The sequence below is a fragment of the Wolbachia endosymbiont of Ceratosolen solmsi genome, assembly GCF_017869155.1.
GTDB lineage: Bacteria > Pseudomonadota > Alphaproteobacteria > Rickettsiales > Anaplasmataceae > Wolbachia > Wolbachia pipientis.
This window is the reverse complement of sequence record NZ_CP054598.1, coordinates 437,047-455,976: the sequence shown is the minus strand read 5'-3', so window position 1 is coordinate 455,976 and position 18,930 is coordinate 437,047. Positions and strand designations below refer to the sequence as shown.

The window sequence follows — 18,930 nt, the reverse complement described above, 5'->3', positions numbered from 1 at the left end:
ATCTTTACCAAATCAAAATTTCTTAGCGTATTCAACAAAAGATGATGACTTCAAAATTAGATTTGAAAATGAAGAAAAACCAATAGAAATTAGCAATATTTTAAGAGCTAGCAGTGAAGGTAAGGTTTATAACATATCTTTAGGGAAAGATAGTCAAATAACTGCAACCAAAAAAGGCAGCGAAAGGCACTATGATTTTACTGGTTCAAGCTCATGTGAAATGACCATTAATTGGCAGGCTAAGGATTCTGAAGGTAACAGCATATACTGTAGCATGACCGTAAAATTGGATTCTGGTGGTATACAGAGTGTTATTGGTGAGCCAAAATTTGGAGGAATAACGAGTTCAGAAGAAGTATTAAAGTTAGTTGGACAAAATAAAGAAGTTTTTATCAACAGAAAAACTCTGTATCAAGCTTTTACTGATATAGGTCAAGATATGGACAGTCTCGAGCCCACACAAGATCTATCATCGCAATTGCCTACACCAAGCAGCAGTGGGTATTCCTCTCCTAGCACACCTTCTTCACGTAGAAGTTCTATATCCACCAGCAGTGAATTTAGTGATGAAGATGAAATATTTGAGGATGATATGTCTGGTGATGAAGAAGAGTATGAGCAAGAAGGATTAAAAGATAAAGTAGATGAAATTATAAACGAAATTGAGGAATTAAAGGAAGGAAAAGAAACATTTGCTCAACATTTTGCAGCGCAGGCAAAGCAGCTTGAGGATCTAAGATTAGAACGTGACTCCTTGAGAGATAAAGTCAATGAACAACAGCGAGCGATATTTGAAAGAGGTCAAAGAATAAAGGAACAAGAGGAAGAACTACAGGATAAAAATGATGTAATAAAGAACTTAAATAATCAGTTGAAAGATAAGGAAGGTGAAACAAATGAGGCAAATAAAGAATTACAGAGAAAATTGAAGCAAAGTGAAGCTAATTTAACTGTACTAAAGGAAAAGAATGCAAATTTGGAGAATGACCTGAAGAAAATAGTGGAAGGTTTAAAGGATGATCATAAAAAGCAGTTGGCAGAACAGTTAATGGAAACAAAAAAGGAAAACAATACATTGGCTGAAACGGCGAGCCAATTGTCTGAAGAATTAAATGAATTACAGAGAGAAAAGGAAGACTTAGAGAGGGAAATTCGACAACTTGAACCTGGAAGATCACTTGCAGATTAGCTAAGCGAAGAAAATACGAAGGGGGAAATAGAAAAGCTTCAATATCAACTTAAGGAAAAGGAAGGGATGTTAACGTGTACACAGGAAGAGCTGGCATCTGTCAAAGAGAGTCTAGAGCAACTGCAGAACATATTACAGCAGGAAAAAGGTCAGGCAACTCAAACTGAAGTTGAATATGAAAGTAGAGGAACAAGCATGCAGCAGCAAGACCAAGGTATACAAGCTGTAAACAACAACTCAAGCAGAACAGCTAGTGGGTTAAGACAAGAAAACAAAAAATTGACTAGAGACAAACTAACTATATCTGAACAATTAAAACAAAAAATAAGAGAGATTGACGAGTTAAAGAAAAATTTAAAGCAACTGCAAGAAGAAAATAAACAACTCAAACAAGAAGTTACTAAAAATGCAGGAGTTGATGCATCATCTTCAACAGGTCAAAAAGAAGCTAAAGAAGCAGAAGTTATACCGCAAAACATTATGGATTGGCCTGTTCCAATTCCAGATGATAAACCGGAAGAGCAGAAAACTCCATTAGAGCCAATCAAGGTAAATACAGAATTATCAGATCCAAAATCAATCCCTGCTGAGGGTCCGGAAAAATCTCCTCCTCTTTCAAAATGATGAGTTTTGCTTCTATAGCTGACCCAAGCAACACGTCATCCCGCGATTTATTCGCGTTATCTCAGCCGCTAACACGTAGCGGGATACTTAACCGTCATACCGTGATTTATTCACAGTATCTCTTAGCCACTAACAAGCAGCGGGATGACAGCAATCCTACGTCATGCCGCCGCGGTACCTCTAGATCCCGCTAACTAGTAGCGGAATGACGAATTTTTGTTTTTCAAATTATAGCTAAACATACTGTAATTGCTATTGAATAATGGAGAGACATACTCCATTATTTTAGCACGAAGTAACAAATTCAATGAATTGGTTCTTCAAAAATAATTTAAACTTTTACAGTAGGTCATGAAATATTATAGCGATCTCATTAAAAGAAACTTTTATAAGTATCGTTGATGAGAAAGGAAAAGTTGTTAAGGAAGAAGTTGTTGCAAGCGAAAGTAAGGCAATAGCAGATTAGCCAAGGCAAAAAATACGAACCCATAGGAATAGAAAGTGGATAGTTGTCAATATCAATGTGCAAAGAGTTAAGGAGTTTTGGATTACCAGCAATTTGTGTAGATGCAAGGCATATGGCAGCAGCGTTTTCTGCAAGAATCAATAAGAATGATAAAAACGATGCGAGGGTTATAGCGCAGATGATGAGAAGTGTTAGTAAAATCAGTTGTCAAATTAAAATAGCGCTTGGAAGCAGAAGACAGCTAATGTGTAGCAAACAGCAGGTTATTGGAACAATAAGAGGGTTGTTGAAGATACATGGTCGGTAAAGGATCAAAATTTGAAACTTTCGCTTTAAGAATACAAGAGGCAATAAATAATTTGGATGAAATCAGTAGGAGTTCAATTGAAGCGTTAGTTTGTAGTTTGGAAGCAATAGAAAAGTCATTAAGAAAGCTTGACAAAATGCTTTCAGAACAAGGTGAAAAAGACGATGATTGTAAATTGTTAACTACTGTTCCAGGAGTGGGGATTATAGTAGCAATGACGTATAAAGCTGCAATTGATAACCCACATAGGTTTGAGAAATCTGATACAGTTGGAGCATATATAGGGTTGACACCAAGGCAATATTCTTCTGGAGAAGTTGATCGGCATGGCAGCATATCAAAGATGGGACCACCGGAATGTAGAAGTATGTTATATGAAGCTGCACAAACAATGCTTACAGTTACCAAGAGGACATTTAAATTAAAAAACTGGGGTTGCGAAGAAAAAAGGAATGAAAAAAGCAATTGTAGCAGTAGCAAGAAAATTAGCTGTAATTATGCATAGGATGTTGGTTGATAAAACAGAATTTTATTATCAATAAACATCAAAAGAGCATAGGACAATAATTTTATTGAAAATAAAGATAGCAATGCCGATGGAAGGGACAAGCAAGAACTTAGTTAGACTTCGTGGTAAATATGTTGCCGTCCACTTCCGCCTAACAAGTATAATGCGGCTTGACAAATTTATTGTCATCTCAGACCGCGGAGAGAACCATATGCTACTTTTAACTTATGTAAAATTACCAAGGATTATGGAGAAGATATGCTGTTTTGATTTGTGTGAAAATTATTGTTGACTTATGTGCAATTAGAGAACCTAAGTCACTTTAGCTATAATTCAGAATTGAGAGCTTTTAATAACTTTCCAATTCCCACTTTGGTCTTGGTGCAAAATTAAGTGGATCTATATAATTTTTCTGTAACCTTTCAATTCCTGTCCATCCAACCATAATTGCATTGTCTGTACATAGGTCGTTAGGGGGAAAAAATATGTTTAAGTTTATGTGTTGTTTTAATTTTTCTCTCAAGAAATTATTTGCTGCAACTCCGCCGGTAATCACAAAGTCATTGATTTTGATATTTAAAGATTCGGCCATAATAATCGCATTACTAACCCTGTCCAGCAGTATGTCACTAATACACTCTTGAAACGAAGCACATACATCACACACATCTTGCTCGCTCATTTTAAGTTCTTGTACTAAGTTTTTTACTGCTGTTTTAATCCCAGAAAACGAAAAGTTACATCCAGAACGTTTTATCATTGCCCTTGGCAGTTTGAATCTTGTGCCATTGCCTTTTTTAGCCAACTTTTCAATTAATGGGCCTCCTGGGTAGCTTAAACCCAGCATCTTAGCAACTTTATCAAATGCTTCTCCTAGTGAATCATCTAGCGTTTCTCCAAGTTTAATGTATTTACCTACATCCTGTGCAATTAAAAATTGACAGTGACCACCTGATATTAGTAGGACTAAAAATGGAAATTTTACCTCATGCAGTAACCTAATAACCAATGCATGCGCTTCTAAGTGATTCACTGCAATGAACGGTTTTTGTGCTACATGCGCAATTGCTTTAGCCATCATTGTACCAACTATTAATCCACCTATGAGTCCTGGTCCTGATGTTGCTGCAATTGCATTGAGGTCACAAAAGTTAAGGTTAGATTTTTCCACGGCGCTTTTTATTAGACCACTTAAATGCTTCATATGAGCACGTGAAGCTATTTCAGGGATCACCCCACCGCGTTTTTTGTGTTCTACTTGAGAAAGAATCTTGTGAGCAAGGACTTGCTTGTCACTATTTACAATCGCTACTGCAGTTTCGTCGCAGCTTGTTTCAACAGCTAAAATGGTTTTCATGTATATTTAGTTACTGTATTACCAAAACTATACTTTGAAACGCTGTAGAAGTTAACTGCAAAGTTAACTTCTATAGCTAAAAGATTTACCGACAACCGTCATTCCGCTACGTGTTAGCTGATGAGATACCGCGCACAACTGTACGAACATTCATTCTTAAAGGTAAACTGCACAGCAAATGGTGTCATTCCAGTGCTCTTTTTTTGTCATCCCAATCTGGGATCTATTTTGCATGTAACTCCAATTGTGTTTTGGCATAAAACGCGACACGTATTAGACTTATTTGCAAGCAAAGCTTGCTAGATCCAAGTAGTCAGGGCACTGGGATGACATTACAGGGGCACTGAAATGACACCATTTTCGGTCTCTTAAATTGCTTTAGCCATAAATATTTAAGAAATTTACTAAATAAAAAAAAGGCAAAAAAAGCCCCGTGGTGGTTGGCTATTTACTATGTACTAAAATATCGGCGTTTTTTTATTCTAAAACGCTTGATTAAGAGCGATTTAGCTGCTTTTAACTTGCAACTAACCTACACCGCAAGTGTTTAAGAAATTTACTAAGCAGGAAAAAGGCAAAGAAACCCCGTAGTAGCTAGCATTCAAATTCTCCCTTGTCAATTTGACGTTTTTTGCTGTCTTAAACGCTTTGTAAGCGCGTTTCGGCTTATATAGGTAAAAACCTAAAATTTTTAAAGACATGCGATGCACGTAGTGCGAAAAATTAAACATGAGACGCCAAATACCCTAAGTTTTTTGTCATTAACCTGCACAGATTGCGAAGATAAATAAATAGCTTCAGTTTCATGATAAGGGGCTGGCGAAACTTGTAAAGGAATTTTTTACATCTAATTTATAGCTCCCTGCATGATATCACGTATTATCTATACCAAGGAGTTCTGCTTGTAGATATTATACCAACAATCCACTATTTTTTTTATGTCTTGTGGTTTAGTTTCTGGACCTATACTGATTCTAATTGAACACTCTGTTTGCTCTTTTGTTGCCCCCATTGCAAGCAAAACATGGGAAGGCTCAACTTTTCCAGAAGAACATGCGGAGCCATTACTAACTGCAATATAATTCAAGTCAAAATGCATGAGCTGCACATCACTCTTTACTCCTGGCATATAAATAAAACTTGTGTTTGGCAGCCTCTTAGAGTTTTTACCGAAGATTCTTATGTCACTGACAAGATTTAATAATTCACACTCTAATTGATCGCGTAGCTCCTTTACTTCATCCATTTTTGATAGAAGATCTGGAATATTTTGCAGTGCAGCAGAAAGGCCTGCAATCGCAACAATATTTTCCGTACCACCACGAAATCCCTTCTCTTGTCCACCACCTATTATAATAGGTTCTATCGCAAGTTCTTTATTGAATATTAAAACTCCACTGCCTGCTACACCGCCAAATTTATGGGCGGATAAAGTGAGTAAATCCACTCCTAAATCTTCCATATTAACTTTAATTTTCCCAACACTTTGAGCAGTGTCAGTGTGGCAAATTGCTCCAAATTTGTGGGCTATTTCAGCTATTTCCTCAATAGGTTGAATAACTCCGGTTTCGTTATTTGCCATCATAACTGAAACTATTGCTTTGTTTCCTTTAAGTTCGCTTAGAATTTTTTCTAGCTCTAAAAAGTCAACAATGCCCTCCTGATTAACGGGTATTATGTATGGATTACATGCAGAATTAAGAATTGAAGGATGCTCTATAGCTGAAATTACATGCAGGTAGCCTGCTATTCCTCTCATAACAAGGTTATTCGCTTCGGTTGCACCAGACGTGAAAACTATTTCTTTATCACTTGAGACACCAATAGCACCACGTACGTTATCTCTTGCATCCTGAAGAATCTTCCTCGCTTCTTGTCCTCTTTTATGTAGTGATGATGGATTGAGCGTTTGTTTTAACAAGACCTCAAATATACTTTTTTTTACATTTTCACTAATTGGAGCAGTTGCATTGTAATCAGCATATACGCAACCACTATTTTCTAAAGAGAATGGACTCATCTGCCACTTAAATAAGTTTACCATCAACTATAGCCATAACTATGTACGTTAGCTTTAACACGATAAAAAATTTATTGCAAAAACAGCGAAATTAATACATAATTAATAACTCACGTCATTAATACCTGTCAAGCGGGTTCTTATTAGGGGTTACCATGGTTGAAGTTTTTTTGAATAATGCAACAAGAAAGATAGAAGGTGAATACCACCAAAGCAAAGATGCCAACGCGCCGGTTGTGCTGGTTTTACATCATCATCCTCAATATGGTGGTAATATGGATAGTAAAATTGTACATAGTACATATACGTCTTTTATCGATAACAATTTTTCTGCATTGAAGATTAACTTTCGTGGTGTGGGAAAATCTACCGGAACTTTTGATAAGGGTATAGGAGAATTAACTGACGCTGCGGTAGCCATTGATTGGCTTCAGGAACATAATCCTAGCAATGTTCCAATTTGGATCGCTGGTTTTTCTTTTGGAGCATGGGTGGCTATGCAGCTAACAATGCGCCGCCCTGAGATAGTGGGTTTTATTGCTCTTTCTCTTCCGGTAACTAAGTACGATTTTTCTTTTCTTTCTCCCTGTCCAGTTTCTGGGCTTATAATACAAAGCAGTAATGATACAATCTCAGAAGAAAGCGATGTAACAGAATTAGCAAAAAGGTTGATAAATTCAGTAAGAAGTGATCACATGAAATACCATATAATAGATGATACTAATCACTTTCTAAAGGATAAAGAAGAGGAAGTGACTCAAATCGTGGATAATTATATAAAACTGCGCTTGAATAGTGCAACTATTTCTTTTCAAAAGGTCAAAAAAGAGGTAAGGGTAAAAGAATATGCCTAATCTTTACAAACAAGAGAAATGAGTGTAGTAATATAAATGAAAAGGTTTTGTTATGTTTAAAAAGCTATTATTTTTTGTTTTAGCTGTGTTTATGTTATCGGGGTGTTCCCTAAGTAAACAGCGCAAGTTAAAAAGTCCGTGTATAAAAAGCAATGAAAGCATTTCATGCGAGTTGTACTCTGTTAATGATCATTGGTTAGATAAGTATAAGGCATAGAAATTGTGCTATTTTTCCTATTCACAACTTCACTAATGATCGATCTCTCAATTGGAAAATGCAGTCTGCCTTTTCTGCAAGGAGATGATTGTGTGTTACTATAAGCATAGAGCTGTTATTTTCCTTTACGTATGAATGTAGCAGTAAAAACACCTTAAAAGAATTTGTTGGATCTAAATTTCCTGTTGGCTCATCTGCAAGTAAAAGCTTTGGAGAATTTACAATGCTTCTTGCAATTGCAACTCTCTGCCTTTCCCCACCCGAAACTTCAGATACCATGCTACTTGCTTTGTTTTCCAGACCAAATTTTTCCAACATTGCTTGCGAATTTTTTTTTGCTTCAGCTTTGCTTTTTCCTGCAATGAGTTGAGGAAGCATAATATTTTCCAACACCGATAACTCTTGTAACAAATAGTGAAATTGATAAACAAAACTAAGAAAATTTCTTCTTACATGAGTTTTATGCTTATTACTGGCTTGTGTGCAATTTATTCCATCTATCGTAACTATACCTGAAGTTGGCTTGTCCAACAAGCCTGCGATTTGCAATATAGTTGTTTTCCCTGCACCTGAATTGCCAATCAGCGCTACTACTTGCCCTCTTGTAACACTTAAATTGATATCCTTTACAACAGCAGAATTGTCCTTGAAGCTTTTATCTACAGAAGTTAGTTCTAGTGCTACATTACCACCCATGTTTAAAAGATCCAGAAGGCATCTAAGTTTTAGTAATAATTAAACCGAAAAACTGTTACCACAACCACATTGAGACTTAGCAAAGGCATTCTTTATTTGAAAACCAGAACCACTGAGATCCTCAGTATAATCTATAACTGAGTTATTTAAAAATTTTGCTGAACAATTATCAACCATTAATACAGGGTTTCCATTTTCATCATTAATTACTATATCTTTACCTTTTTTGCTAAAACTGGAGTGGCTTCTATAGTCCTCACTTTCTTCATAGTCATCATCTTCGTCTTCGTCATCAAACTCATCATCGTAATCATCGTCTTCATCGTCTTCATCATCCAAAGATAGATTTTTATTCATTTGATCCATAAGAAAATTGTATTTGAAGCCAGAACATCCACCACCTGAAACTGCAACCCGTAAAATGGAACTCTTATCCCCTTCCTGCTCTGCAAGAGAGCGGGTTTTTTTTAGTGCATTATCAGTTAAGTTGATGTTGTAATTTGTTGACATAGTAACCACCGTTTATTATTGATAACTTATTATAGTAGAAATTTTACATGTCAAACAATAATTTTCTATTAAATTATGCATGTTTTCCAAGCAAAACAAAAGGGAGATACTTCAAAGAGCCAGAAGATGAGAATCGCAGCTGCTTTCAGCGTGATAGGGACCGTATCATTCACTCTAATGCGTTTAGAAAGTTGGAGTACAAAACACAAGTTTTTATCAATTATGAGCACGACTACTATCGCACTCGGCTTACTCATAGCCTTGAAGTTGCACAAATTGCAAGGTCCATTGCGCGTAGACTTGGCTTAAATGAGGATATCACTGAATGCATAGCGCTCGCACATGATCTTGGTCATCCTCCATTTGGTCATGCAGGTGAAGATGCTCTAAAGAAATCAGTTCAAGATTTGAATCTTGATAATGAGAAGTATGAGTTTGATCATAATGTTCAAGCTATAAGGATTTTAACTTATCTTGAACAAAAACATGCTGATTTTGATGGTATGAATCTAAGTTGGGAGGTGATTGAAGGAGTTGCAAAACATAACGGTCCCTTGCTTGGTCAAAACGCGGAGTCTTCTACAAGTAATCAGCTGTTATTAGAATACAACAAAAAATATGATCTAAAACTTGAAGAATTTTCAAGCATTGAAGCGCAAGTTGCTTCAATTGCCGATGATATTGCTTACAGTGTTCACGATCTTGATGATGCACTCAGGGCGAATTTAGTAACCATCGAAGATTTGCTGAATGTTCCTTTAATTGAAAAAATGTTTAAAGACATAAGGAGCAGATATTCAGAATTGCCTCAGAGCAAACTCATACATGAATCACTGAGTGGAACTATAGGAACTATGATAAGTGATGTTGTTTCTCAGACTGAAAGAAATATTGAAGATCACAAAATAAAAAGCGTAGAAGACGTAAGAAGTCTAAATAAAATGCTAGTCACATTTTCACCAGAAGTTGCGAATGCTAGAAAAGAAATGAAAAGATTCAACATGGAGAAAATATACAGAAGCTATAAACTGAGTAGAACGATGAACAAAGCAAAACGCATAATACAGGAACTCTTTCAATGTTTTTATGAAAACCCAGGATTACTTCCCACAGAGTGGAGCAAACTCGCTTGTGAATCTCAGCGTTCAGTAATAATATGTGACTATATCTCAGGTATGACAGATAGATTTGCTATACACGAGCACAGAAGAATTTTTGATACCTCATACGAAATGACTTCTTTCTAATGACTGATGATCATTTCATGTCAATTGCATTAAGGCTTGCAGAAAAAAATCTTGGAAATGTTGCACCAAATCCTGCTGTCGGGTGTGTTATTGTAAAGGATGGTACAATTGTTAGTGAGGGATACACAGGGATTGGTGGGCGTCCGCATGCGGAGGTAGTCGCTTTGCAAAACGCTAAAGATTCAACTCATGGCGCAACTATATATATCACTCTTGAGCCATGTTGTCATCACGGAGTCACGGGGCCTTGCACTGCAAAAATCATAAAAGCTAGCATAAAAAGAGTAGTAATTGCAACTATTGACCCAGATAGTAGAGTTTCAGGCAGAGGCATGAAAGCTCTGAAAGAAGCAGGAATTGAAGTTGAGCAAGGTATTATGCAAAAAGAGGCAAAAGAACTGAATGTCGGTTTTTTCACCACTAAAGAATTACATAGACCATTTATAGCTTGCAAAGTCGCAACAACTCTTGACGGAAAAATCGCAACATTTACAGGCGATAGCAAATGGATAACAAGTGAAAATACGAGAAATTGGGTGCATGAGCTTAGAGCAAAATATGATGCAATTATGATTGGCAGCAATACTCTTATTAATGATGATCCACTCTTAACTTGCAGATTACCAGGACTTGGAAGTAGATCGCCAATAAGGCTAATTATAGATAGCCAAGGGAGATTAAAGGAAGAGCATAACATTGCAAAGACTGCAGACAAAGTAATAACTTGGGTCATCACAAATAAAGAAGTAGAGAAAAAAATAAAAAACATTAACTACTTAGTAGTTAATTCAAGCAATGCAGGTAAGGTTTGCCTAAAGGACATGGCATTAAAACTTGTTTCAGAAATTGGTATAACAAGATTATTAGTTGAAGGTGGAGGAGTGTTAATCACAGAACTATTAAAGTGTAATTTAATCGACAGGTTGATAATATGCCGCAGTGGTAAAATTTTAGGCAATGATGCCACTCCTTTTGTAGGAGATTTAGGGATTCAATTCATTAACAACTGTTATCAGTTTAAAAAAACAAAGATAATAGAGTTTAGTGAGGATATAGTTGAGGTTTGGGATAGGTCGTCATAATCCTTACATACTCAAACAGTAAAAAAAAGGTATCCGTTCAGCGGAGCGGTAAAATAAAAAGTAGACAAGGAGTGCTAAAAACATAATATCACAAGTAGTATGTGTGGTAAATATGTCTGATCTACTAGCTAGTCTTCTCAAGCTCTGTGAAAGCTTTAAAATAGAGATAGAGCAACTAAAAGCAGAGATAAAGAGGTTAGAGATAGAAAACGAAAATTTTAGATCTGAGAATAAGGCGCTAAGAATCGAAAATGCTGAATTGAAAGAAAGACTAGGTCTGAATTCACAAAATTCATCGATACCGAGCTCAAAAGAGTTATACAAGCTAAAGAAGAAAAAGAAAAAAAGTGACAGGAAAATAGGGGCACAGATTGGGCATGAAGGAAAGTATCTCCCTAAAATGGAAGCAGATGAAGTGGTGAAAATAGAGTTCTTGCGAGTGCGGAGGAGAAATTGCGATATCGAAAGAGCCATACATTCATCAAAAAGTTGATTTGCCAGCTTATGTTGTGGAATACCAATGGCCGCTGTTGCAAGTGTGGAAAAAAAAAAGTAGCAGGCTACCAGAAGGTGTTACTGCGGATACATTTGGTCCAAAAGTTAAGTCAACAATTGCGGCGCTGAGCGGATTTTACAAGAACTCGAAAAGAGAAGTAGCAAATATTATAAAAAATATTTTCAACCTGGACATCAGTGTTGGTAGCGTGTCAAATAGCGAGGCTAGAGTTGCAGAAAAATGCCAAGAAGCATATGAGCAAATCGAGCAAGAAGTAAGTAAAAGTGAAGTTCTGCATATCGATGAAACGAGCCATTATAACAAAGGTAAACTTGGTTGGTGCTGGATGTTTGCCAGTAATACAGCAAGTTTTATAAAATTGACAGAGTCAAGAGGAATGAAGGTTTTACAAAATAGTAAGTTCTGCAATCGCAATAGCTTACGACAGGTACGCAGCATACAACTACTTTGCCGATAAGAACAGGCAAATCTGTTGGGCACATTTATCAAGAGATTTTGAAAGATTAGCACATAGTTGAAGTTAAAGTTCTGGGCTGTTACTTAAGAAACGTAGCCACTGAATTATTTGCACTAAAAAAGGCCTTGCTAAAAAATGAGATAGATGTTTTTAGATTTACCAGACGTGCCAGAAAATTGCGAAAACGTACAAGGTATTACTTGAAGCCGTTTACCTGAAGCAATTGGAGCTTCTCGAGTTGCAAAAAATATTTTGAAATCTGAAAGAATAATGTGGAATTTTTTAGATGACCCAGAAAACATTCCGCTGACAAATAACCATGCTGAACGGCAAATACGGCATTATGTCGTTTATCGCAAAAATTCATATTTTACCCAATCGAAGTGGGGAACTTGAACGGATAATTTCATTATACTTGACATGGAAACAAATGGGCTTTCCAAAACCTCTTATCTATCATCTCTCACACCGCTTAGCTGAACGGATACAACACAAGAAAGGTTTTTCTACGTCATACCGCCGCGGTATCTCAGCATAGATTCCGCTAACGAGTAGCGGAATGACGAATTTGTTGTTTTTCAAATTGTAGGTAAACCTAAGCCACTTTAGCTATATAGGGTCACAACGATGGATTTTTAAGATCGTTTACGGCTTTCTTAATGTCTTCAGCCTTGAATATCGCCGATCCCGCAACTAAAATATCTGCACCTGCTTTTATTATATCAGCTGCGTTAGAAAAGTTAATTCCACCATCTACTGAAATTTGTGTTTTAAGATTACGCTCCTGTATCATTTTTTTTATAGTAGATATCTTGTTCAACTGTGAATGAATAAATTCCTGCCCTCCAAAGCCAGGGTTGACTGTCATAATCAGCACAATATCTAGCTCATGTATTATATATTCAAGCACACTTGGGGAAGTTGAAGGAACAATTGAGACTCCAGCTTGAATCGGTTTTTTTGCATCGTTTACATTTTTGTATGACTTTATCTTTCTTATCAACCTCTCAAGGTGTATCTCTGCTTCTGCATGTACAGTGATAATATCAGCACCAGCATTTATAAAGCTTTCAATGTGGTTACCAGGAGATTTGACCATTAAATGCACATCAAAAGGAAGATTGCTATATTTACGTATTGCAGAGACAACGCTAGGACCAATTGTAATATTTGGAACGAAATTCCCATCCATAACGTCTATGTGTATGTAATCTACACCTAAATCGCTAATTTTTCTTACTTCTTCTCCTAATTTTGCAAAGTCTGCTGAAAGTATAGAAGGTGCAATTTTAATACTCATGAGCTGCCTTTTTTACTAAAAAATAACTTATTTTTAAACTCTGTCACCCTAAACACCATCTAAGTAGCTAGAGAAGCTGGATACCGATATCGGTATGCCTATTTAACTAGATCTTAAATTAGATAAAAAAAGGTAGTCTTGATAAAACTTATTTACAGCAAGTTTTTTTACATTTGGACTTTCTGTTTGTTCTTTTTTGTACCCTAATTTATAGCTTATTGAATCCTTGTATAAACTGATCGTTTTGTATGCTTTGTTCATCTCTCTAGGAAAGATGCCATTAGCAATTACGACGCATAACCCTGTAGCTGTTGCAAAAGCTAGAGTGGTAAATGCTAGATTTTGTAAAAAATTCCTTCCACTAACTTTTTTTTCCTGTATATTAGCAGAGTGCGATTTGTTTGACACTTCTTCTAGATATTCATGCCATATGTGATTGCAGTTCGTACATTTTACCTTTCTTCCAGATGCACCTATTTGCTTAGGAGATACTAAGTAAGTTTTAGTACAACTATTACATTGTATTTTCATAGCACTTACATATAAGTAGTAACAAGCCCAAATGATACGAGCTACAAATTTAATATCAATATATATATAACAAATGGAAGGTTTGCAACTAAAAAAAACACAGAGTGAGATAGAAGATATTTGGAAAAATAGAGAAAAATTTAATGACTGTAATCTAAAGAAAACAGCAAGAATAGCAATTAAAGAGGTAATTGAGCTCCTTGATAGTGGCAAAATTAGAGTAGCAGAAAAGCTATCAAGTGGAGAATGGGTAGTACATAAGTGGATAAAGCAGGCAATATTATTACATTTTCTCACCGAAGAAAATAAAATAATAGATAATACTAATTGCTGGTTTGACAAGATCGGTAACAAATTTAGTGAATGGAATGAGGAGAAATTTCGCCAGTTAAAAATTAGAGCAGTTCCTGGGTGTTTTGTTCGCCGATCTGCTTATATAGGTACAAATGTTGTTCTAATGCCAAGTTTTATCAACGTTGGTGCATATGTTGATTCAGGAACAATGATAGATACCTGGTCAACGATTGGTAGCTGTGCGCAAATAGGAAAAAACTGTCATATTTCCGGTGGAGTGGGAATAGGTGGAGTTCTTGAGCCTATTCAAGCTTCACCTGTCATTATAGAAGATAATTGCTTTATTGGAGCACGTAGCGAAGTGGCCGAGGGTGTGGTAGTGAGAGAAGGATCAGTCCTTGGCATAGGTGTGTTTATTGGGGCATCAACAAAGATTATTGATAGAGAAACTAGCAAGGTATTTTACGGCGAAGTGCCGCCTTATTCTGTAGTGGTACCAGGGTCTATTCCATCTAAAAATAATATTTCAACCTATTGTGCAGTCATAGTAAAAAAAGTGGATGAAAAGACGAGATCGAAAATCTCTATAAATGAAATATTGAGGGATTAAACTATCTTACTCCTTGTCGTCACTTTTTTTATCATTATTACTAACCACAGTAATGGCATACGCGCATAACTCTGAGAAAGAGACTCCATTTTCTTGAGATAGTTTATATAATTTTTGTAGACTTTCTTTTACTTTATTAGGAATATTCCCTCCACGTTCTTTTACAAGCCAGGAATCTTGATGATGAATTGGATGAGCATCACTTTTTGGATTTCCTATGTATATTGCAAAAGGTGAACTTTGTCCTTTGAAGTCACATTGTACAGTAAATTTTTTTATAGATTCAGCCATCTAAAGACCTCTACTTTTCTTTTTGGTCGATTTTATAGCAGGTGGAAGAGGTGGTTTCTTTATAAAATCTTGTCTATTGACAACACTTTCTCTACCTTCCAAAGCTCGGCGAACATCAGCTCTGCTTAATTGCGACTCTTTTGCTACCTTCATTCCATGCTTTGCCATAATATTAGCATATGCTAGTACTTTTTTTACCAATGCTAGATCACCATCTAGCATTTGAACTAGCACTTGAAACACTTCCGCTAAAGTTAGCCCATCAGAATTTATAACCTTGTTTTCTATAAAATTGACAGCTTCTTCAAATTTGTATTCAATACTATCATCTTGAGCTATAAGGACAACATAATCGGTGTTTTTGTCGTCCATAACTGAAGCACTATTACTCACAAACTTAAGTGTATACTATATATATAAATACTCTACTATTTTATATTATGGCACGCTATAGTTAAACATTTATTAATAACATGCTCACTTATATACACGAATTAATTGACAAAAGTCAAGGATCAATATCCATCAGTGATTTCATGAATGCCGTTTTGTACCATGAAAAATACGGCTATTATACAAGTAAATTACCGCTTGGTAAGGATGGTGATTTTACTACCGCACCTGAGATCAGCCAATTATTTGGTGAAGTAATTGCAGTTTGGATAATCCATACATGGGAAAAATTAGGAAAGCCATCAAAATTTTCTCTAGTTGAACTTGGGCCAGGCAAAGGAACACTCATTCACGATATAATAAGAGTCACTAAAAAATACAGCAGCTTTTTTAATTCAATGTTGATCCACTTAGTTGAAATAAGCCCTACTTTACGGAAGATACAAAAGGAAAAATTAAAAAGCTTAGATGTTAATTGGCACAAAAATATTGACAACCTACCAGAACAACCAACCATCTTTTTAGCAAATGAGTTCTTTGACGCTCTTCCGGTAGATCAGTTTGTTTACCGCGATGGGCAGTGGTATGAAAATATGGTGACAAAACAAGATGATGGCAGTCTCTTGGTGTCATGCCAGTGCGTGACACTGGAATCCAGAAAAAAAGAATCATGGATTCCAGTGTCAGCTACTCAGATGAAAAATGGAAAATTCTTTAATGGTGCAGTGGTGGAAATATGTTCAGTTGGGGTTGAAATATTAAAAAAACTTGAGAAGAAGATATATAATAATAAAGGAGCTGCTTTGATTGTAGATTACGGTTATGTATACCCCGCATATAAGAGCACTTTGCAATCGATAAAACAACATAAGTATGCTAATTTTCTTGAGAATGTTGGTAATAGTGATATTACCGCACTTGTGAACTTTCAAGCGTTAAGAGATTCATTAAAGCATGTAGATTGTGAGATTTTAACTCAAAGGGAATTTTTATATCTTTTTGGCATAAAAGAAAGAACCCAGGCTTTAATGAAAAGCGCAAGTGATGAACAAAAGAATAGGATCTTTAGTGAATTCCTAAGGTTGACTGAAAATATGGGCACTCTTTTTAAAGCAATGCTATTGATATAGCTAACCCAAGAAAGGTTTCCCTACGTCATACCGCCGCGATATCTCAGCATAGATTCCGCTAACGAGTAGCGGAATGACGAGCTTATCGTCATGCCACCGCGAACCGTCATACCGCGATTCATTCGCGGTATCTCATCAGCTAACAAGCAGCAGTTCTACGTCATACCGCCGTGGTATCTTTTAGCATAGATCCCGCTAACAAGCAGCGGGATGACGGTTGTCTCCTAGCTGTCATCCCAGTACTGGTAGACTCAAATCACAATGCTCGTATAACTGCAACCCTGGAGGTACTGTTTCTCACCCACTGCAAATATTGCACGGTACTGTCCACTTGGTCGTCGTGGCGCGTTTCAGGAAACATTAAAATCTCATACTCAAAATCGTTCAGCCATACTGCTTGATGTGGCAGAAAAACCTTGCCAGACTCTATAATCGGAACAATTTGATGAAATCGAGTGAGCTTGTCATCATGTGGCACTATTTCAATAATCGGTAAATCACTGTTTGTCTTTAGCTCTTGCACCAATTGTTGACCACTTGTTTTTGCTTCGATTAAAATTGCGTGTGGCGTCCATCTTGCAGCTAGTGACAAAACCTGTTCTTTAAGCTTTGGATACTCAAGCTTTGCGCGATATACGTCGAGTAAATAGAATTTATTATCTATTTTTGCCCAGGTGGTGCAGACACTAAAGTTGCTCATGTTACTTGTTGAAACCGCAGTATCCCAACTTTGTGTTATATGCGAGAGATTATCAGGAAATTTTTTATAGCGTTTCAACCACTCTGGTTTAATTATACCACTTGAAAGCGGCAGAGGGTTTTGTTGATATTGAGCAGCAAAAGCGTAACTCCCAAGTTCAGCTTTTATTATCTCAACTTCTTCTTTTCCTCCATCGAGGGGATATAACAACTGACCTTCTTCTCTTGAATATAATATCCTTACAGGTGACGCTGGTTTATTATATAATCGCCTGGTCGCACAGTGCTGAGCTACTCGGATGACAGGAACGGGAGGCATTGGCTTTTTGATTGAATAAATAACCTGCTTATTTTCAGAAATCATTGGCAAACAAATATGATGCCATATGTTTTTTGGCTTGGAGAGAAGGTGTCCAGTTAAGTCCTCCTGGTGTAGCCTGTGCATTACAAGAACGATGACTCCTTTTTTTCTATCGTTCAGCCTGGTTACTAAAGTCTGATCAAACCAGTTTATGGCACGCTTTCTAAGCGTTTCACTCAAAGCTTGAGCAGAACTGAGCGGATCGTCCACAATGATAAAATCACCACCTTCACCAGTTAGTGTTCCACCAACTGATGTTGCGATTCTGTATCCTCTCTGCACTGTTTGAAATTTATATTTGGTATTCTGGTCTTTGGATAGTTCTATCTCTGGAAATAGCGCTCTATACCAACTAGACTGCATCACGCACCTGGTGTCGAGCGAGTGCTTTTCGCTGAGCCGCTGAGAATAACTTGCAACTATTATTCTCGCAGTTGGTTGGTTTCCCAGTATCCATGCGGGCCACGCAACGCTTATGCACATGGACTTCATCGAGCGCGGAGGCATATTGAATATTATTCGTTTCACTTCACCAGCGCTCGCTGCTTCCAGCCTGTCTGCTATGACTTTTATATACTGATAATCGTTATACTCACACCCCGGCACTACCGTTTGAAAGCATAACTCAATGAATTTTAGAAAGTTCATGATATAATGTTGAAACCAACGCGTGACGCTGGGATGACAGAAAAAGGAGCACTGAAGGCTATAGGTGAGACGTCGCGGTATCTCTAGATCCCGCTAACAAGCAGCGGGATGACGAATTACTTAACCATCATCTACACCGTCATACCGCGATTCATTCGCGGTATCTCTTAACATAGATCCCCTACTATACCTTAACATAGATCCCGCTAACACGTAGCGGGATGACGGTTGTCGTTTAGCCATAAACATTAAGAAATTTACCAAACGAAAAAAAAGGCAAAAGAAGCCCTGGGGTTATTATCCGCTTTAAAATATTGGCGTTTTTTATGTTTTAAACGCTTGACAAGCAAGATTTAGCTGCTTTTAATTGCAACTAACTTACGCTGCAAATGTTTAAGAAATTTACTAAGCAGGAAAAAAGACAAAGAATCCCCGAGTTAGCTAGTCTTTTACTATCTCTGTCGAGTATTGGCATTTTTTGATGTCTTGTAACGCTTTATAAGCGCGTTCAGCTTATTTAGATAAAAATCTAGATGTAGATGAAGTTTTGTAAAGACATACAGTATCTATATACTGCAAAAAATTGAACATAAGACGCCGATACATTAAGTAATCCTTACCT

18 protein-coding genes and 1 pseudogene are annotated in these 18,930 nt (G+C 36.7%); 10 read left to right on the top strand and 9 right to left on the bottom strand.

The window, feature by feature from the left end:
* Nucleotides 1-220: 220 nt before the first annotated feature.
* From HUB95_RS06415 to HUB95_RS02205, 4 genes are all read left to right on the top strand, one after another.
* Entirely contained in the window at nucleotides 221-1,189 is a 969-nt protein-coding gene (locus HUB95_RS06415; RefSeq protein WP_338062223.1) for a hypothetical protein, read from the top strand.
* 66 nt (nucleotides 1,190-1,255) lie between these two features.
* Nucleotides 1,256-1,813, top strand: coding sequence for a hypothetical protein (locus tag HUB95_RS06410; protein WP_246039478.1), 558 nt, complete (start codon nucleotides 1,256-1,258; stop codon nucleotides 1,811-1,813).
* 521 nt (nucleotides 1,814-2,334) lie between these two features.
* A complete protein-coding gene (locus HUB95_RS02210) occupies nucleotides 2,335-2,586 on the top strand; it encodes a hypothetical protein (RefSeq protein WP_209452494.1) in 252 nt (83 codons plus the stop codon).
* Nucleotides 2,576-3,091, top strand: coding sequence for an IS110 family transposase (locus tag HUB95_RS02205; protein WP_051062213.1), 516 nt, complete (start codon nucleotides 2,576-2,578; stop codon nucleotides 3,089-3,091). The genes HUB95_RS02210 and HUB95_RS02205 overlap by 11 nt, the downstream gene beginning before the upstream one ends.
* Before the next feature lie 352 nt (nucleotides 3,092-3,443).
* On the opposite strand, the gene tsaD is transcribed toward HUB95_RS02205, so the two are convergent.
* Both tsaD and HUB95_RS02195 read right to left on the bottom strand, forming a co-directional pair.
* Nucleotides 3,444-4,451, bottom strand: coding sequence for a tRNA (adenosine(37)-N6)-threonylcarbamoyltransferase complex transferase subunit TsaD (tsaD, locus tag HUB95_RS02200; RefSeq protein ID WP_015589155.1), 1,008 nt, complete (start codon nucleotides 4,449-4,451; stop codon nucleotides 3,444-3,446).
* Nucleotides 4,452-5,334: 883 nt separating this feature from the next.
* A complete protein-coding gene (locus HUB95_RS02195; RefSeq protein WP_151808057.1) occupies nucleotides 5,335-6,471 on the bottom strand; it encodes a cysteine desulfurase family protein in 1,137 nt (378 codons plus the stop codon).
* A gap of 155 nt (nucleotides 6,472-6,626) precedes the next feature.
* Here HUB95_RS02195 and HUB95_RS02190 point away from each other — a divergent pair, with 155 nt between their 5' ends.
* Nucleotides 6,627-7,325, top strand: a complete 699-nt coding sequence (locus HUB95_RS02190) for an alpha/beta hydrolase (RefSeq protein ID WP_151808056.1) — start codon at nucleotides 6,627-6,629, stop codon at nucleotides 7,323-7,325.
* A 238-nt stretch (nucleotides 7,326-7,563) separates the two neighbouring features.
* Here HUB95_RS02190 and HUB95_RS02180 read toward each other — a convergent pair whose 3' ends face one another.
* Nucleotides 7,564-8,238, bottom strand: a complete 675-nt coding sequence (locus tag HUB95_RS02180) for an ABC transporter ATP-binding protein (protein WP_015589159.1) — start codon at nucleotides 8,236-8,238, stop codon at nucleotides 7,564-7,566.
* 39 nt (nucleotides 8,239-8,277) lie between these two features.
* On the bottom strand, nucleotides 8,278-8,748 hold the full coding sequence (locus HUB95_RS02175) for a HesB/IscA family protein (RefSeq protein ID WP_209452493.1): 471 nt from the start codon (nucleotides 8,746-8,748) through the stop codon (nucleotides 8,278-8,280).
* 47 nt (nucleotides 8,749-8,795) lie between these two features.
* Here HUB95_RS02175 and HUB95_RS02170 point away from each other — a divergent pair, with 47 nt between their 5' ends.
* From HUB95_RS02170 to tnpC, 3 genes and pseudogenes are all read left to right on the top strand, one after another.
* Nucleotides 8,796-9,995 carry a deoxyguanosinetriphosphate triphosphohydrolase gene (locus HUB95_RS02170; RefSeq protein ID WP_209452492.1) on the top strand — a complete coding sequence of 400 codons (1,200 nt, stop codon included), beginning with the start codon at nucleotides 8,796-8,798 and terminating at the stop codon, nucleotides 9,993-9,995.
* Complete coding sequence (gene ribD / locus HUB95_RS02165) at nucleotides 9,995-11,077, top strand: bifunctional diaminohydroxyphosphoribosylaminopyrimidine deaminase/5-amino-6-(5-phosphoribosylamino)uracil reductase RibD (RefSeq protein WP_015589162.1); 1,083 nt, start codon at nucleotides 9,995-9,997, stop codon at nucleotides 11,075-11,077. The genes HUB95_RS02170 and ribD overlap by 1 nt, the downstream gene beginning before the upstream one ends.
* A 112-nt stretch (nucleotides 11,078-11,189) precedes the next feature.
* A pseudogene (tnpC, locus tag HUB95_RS02160) lies at nucleotides 11,190-12,527 on the top strand (IS66 family transposase).
* 143 nt (nucleotides 12,528-12,670) lie between these two features.
* Here the strand turns inward: tnpC and rpe are convergent.
* Nucleotides 12,671-13,351, bottom strand: coding sequence for a ribulose-phosphate 3-epimerase (gene rpe / locus HUB95_RS02155; protein ID WP_015589163.1), 681 nt, complete (start codon nucleotides 13,349-13,351; stop codon nucleotides 12,671-12,673).
* A 102-nt stretch (nucleotides 13,352-13,453) separates the two neighbouring features.
* Nucleotides 13,454-13,882, bottom strand: coding sequence for a zinc-ribbon domain-containing protein (locus tag HUB95_RS02150; protein ID WP_010962781.1), 429 nt, complete (start codon nucleotides 13,880-13,882; stop codon nucleotides 13,454-13,456).
* 73 nt (nucleotides 13,883-13,955) lie between these two features.
* Here HUB95_RS02150 and dapD point away from each other — a divergent pair, with 73 nt between their 5' ends.
* Entirely contained in the window at nucleotides 13,956-14,786 is an 831-nt protein-coding gene (gene dapD, locus HUB95_RS02145; protein ID WP_015589164.1) for a 2,3,4,5-tetrahydropyridine-2,6-dicarboxylate N-succinyltransferase, read from the top strand.
* Nucleotides 14,787-14,792: 6 nt separating this feature from the next.
* On the opposite strand, the gene HUB95_RS02140 is transcribed toward dapD, so the two are convergent.
* Both HUB95_RS02140 and HUB95_RS02135 read right to left on the bottom strand, forming a co-directional pair.
* The gene (locus HUB95_RS02140; protein WP_010962783.1) at nucleotides 14,793-15,077 is read right to left on the bottom strand and encodes a DUF2610 domain-containing protein; all 285 of its coding nucleotides are present in this window, start codon (nucleotides 15,075-15,077) and stop codon (nucleotides 14,793-14,795) included.
* On the bottom strand, nucleotides 15,078-15,449 hold the full coding sequence (locus HUB95_RS02135) for a hypothetical protein (protein ID WP_410543622.1): 372 nt from the start codon (nucleotides 15,447-15,449) through the stop codon (nucleotides 15,078-15,080).
* A gap of 101 nt (nucleotides 15,450-15,550) precedes the next feature.
* Between HUB95_RS02135 and HUB95_RS02130 the strand changes: the two genes are divergently transcribed.
* On the top strand, nucleotides 15,551-16,600 hold the full coding sequence (locus HUB95_RS02130) for a class I SAM-dependent methyltransferase (protein WP_209452490.1): 1,050 nt from the start codon (nucleotides 15,551-15,553) through the stop codon (nucleotides 16,598-16,600).
* Between the two features lie 256 nt (nucleotides 16,601-16,856).
* Here the strand turns inward: HUB95_RS02130 and terL are convergent, their stop codons facing one another.
* The gene (terL, locus tag HUB95_RS02125) at nucleotides 16,857-18,308 is read right to left on the bottom strand and encodes a phage terminase large subunit (protein WP_141456669.1); all 1,452 of its coding nucleotides are present in this window, start codon (nucleotides 18,306-18,308) and stop codon (nucleotides 16,857-16,859) included.
* Nucleotides 18,309-18,930: the final 622 nt, after the last annotated feature.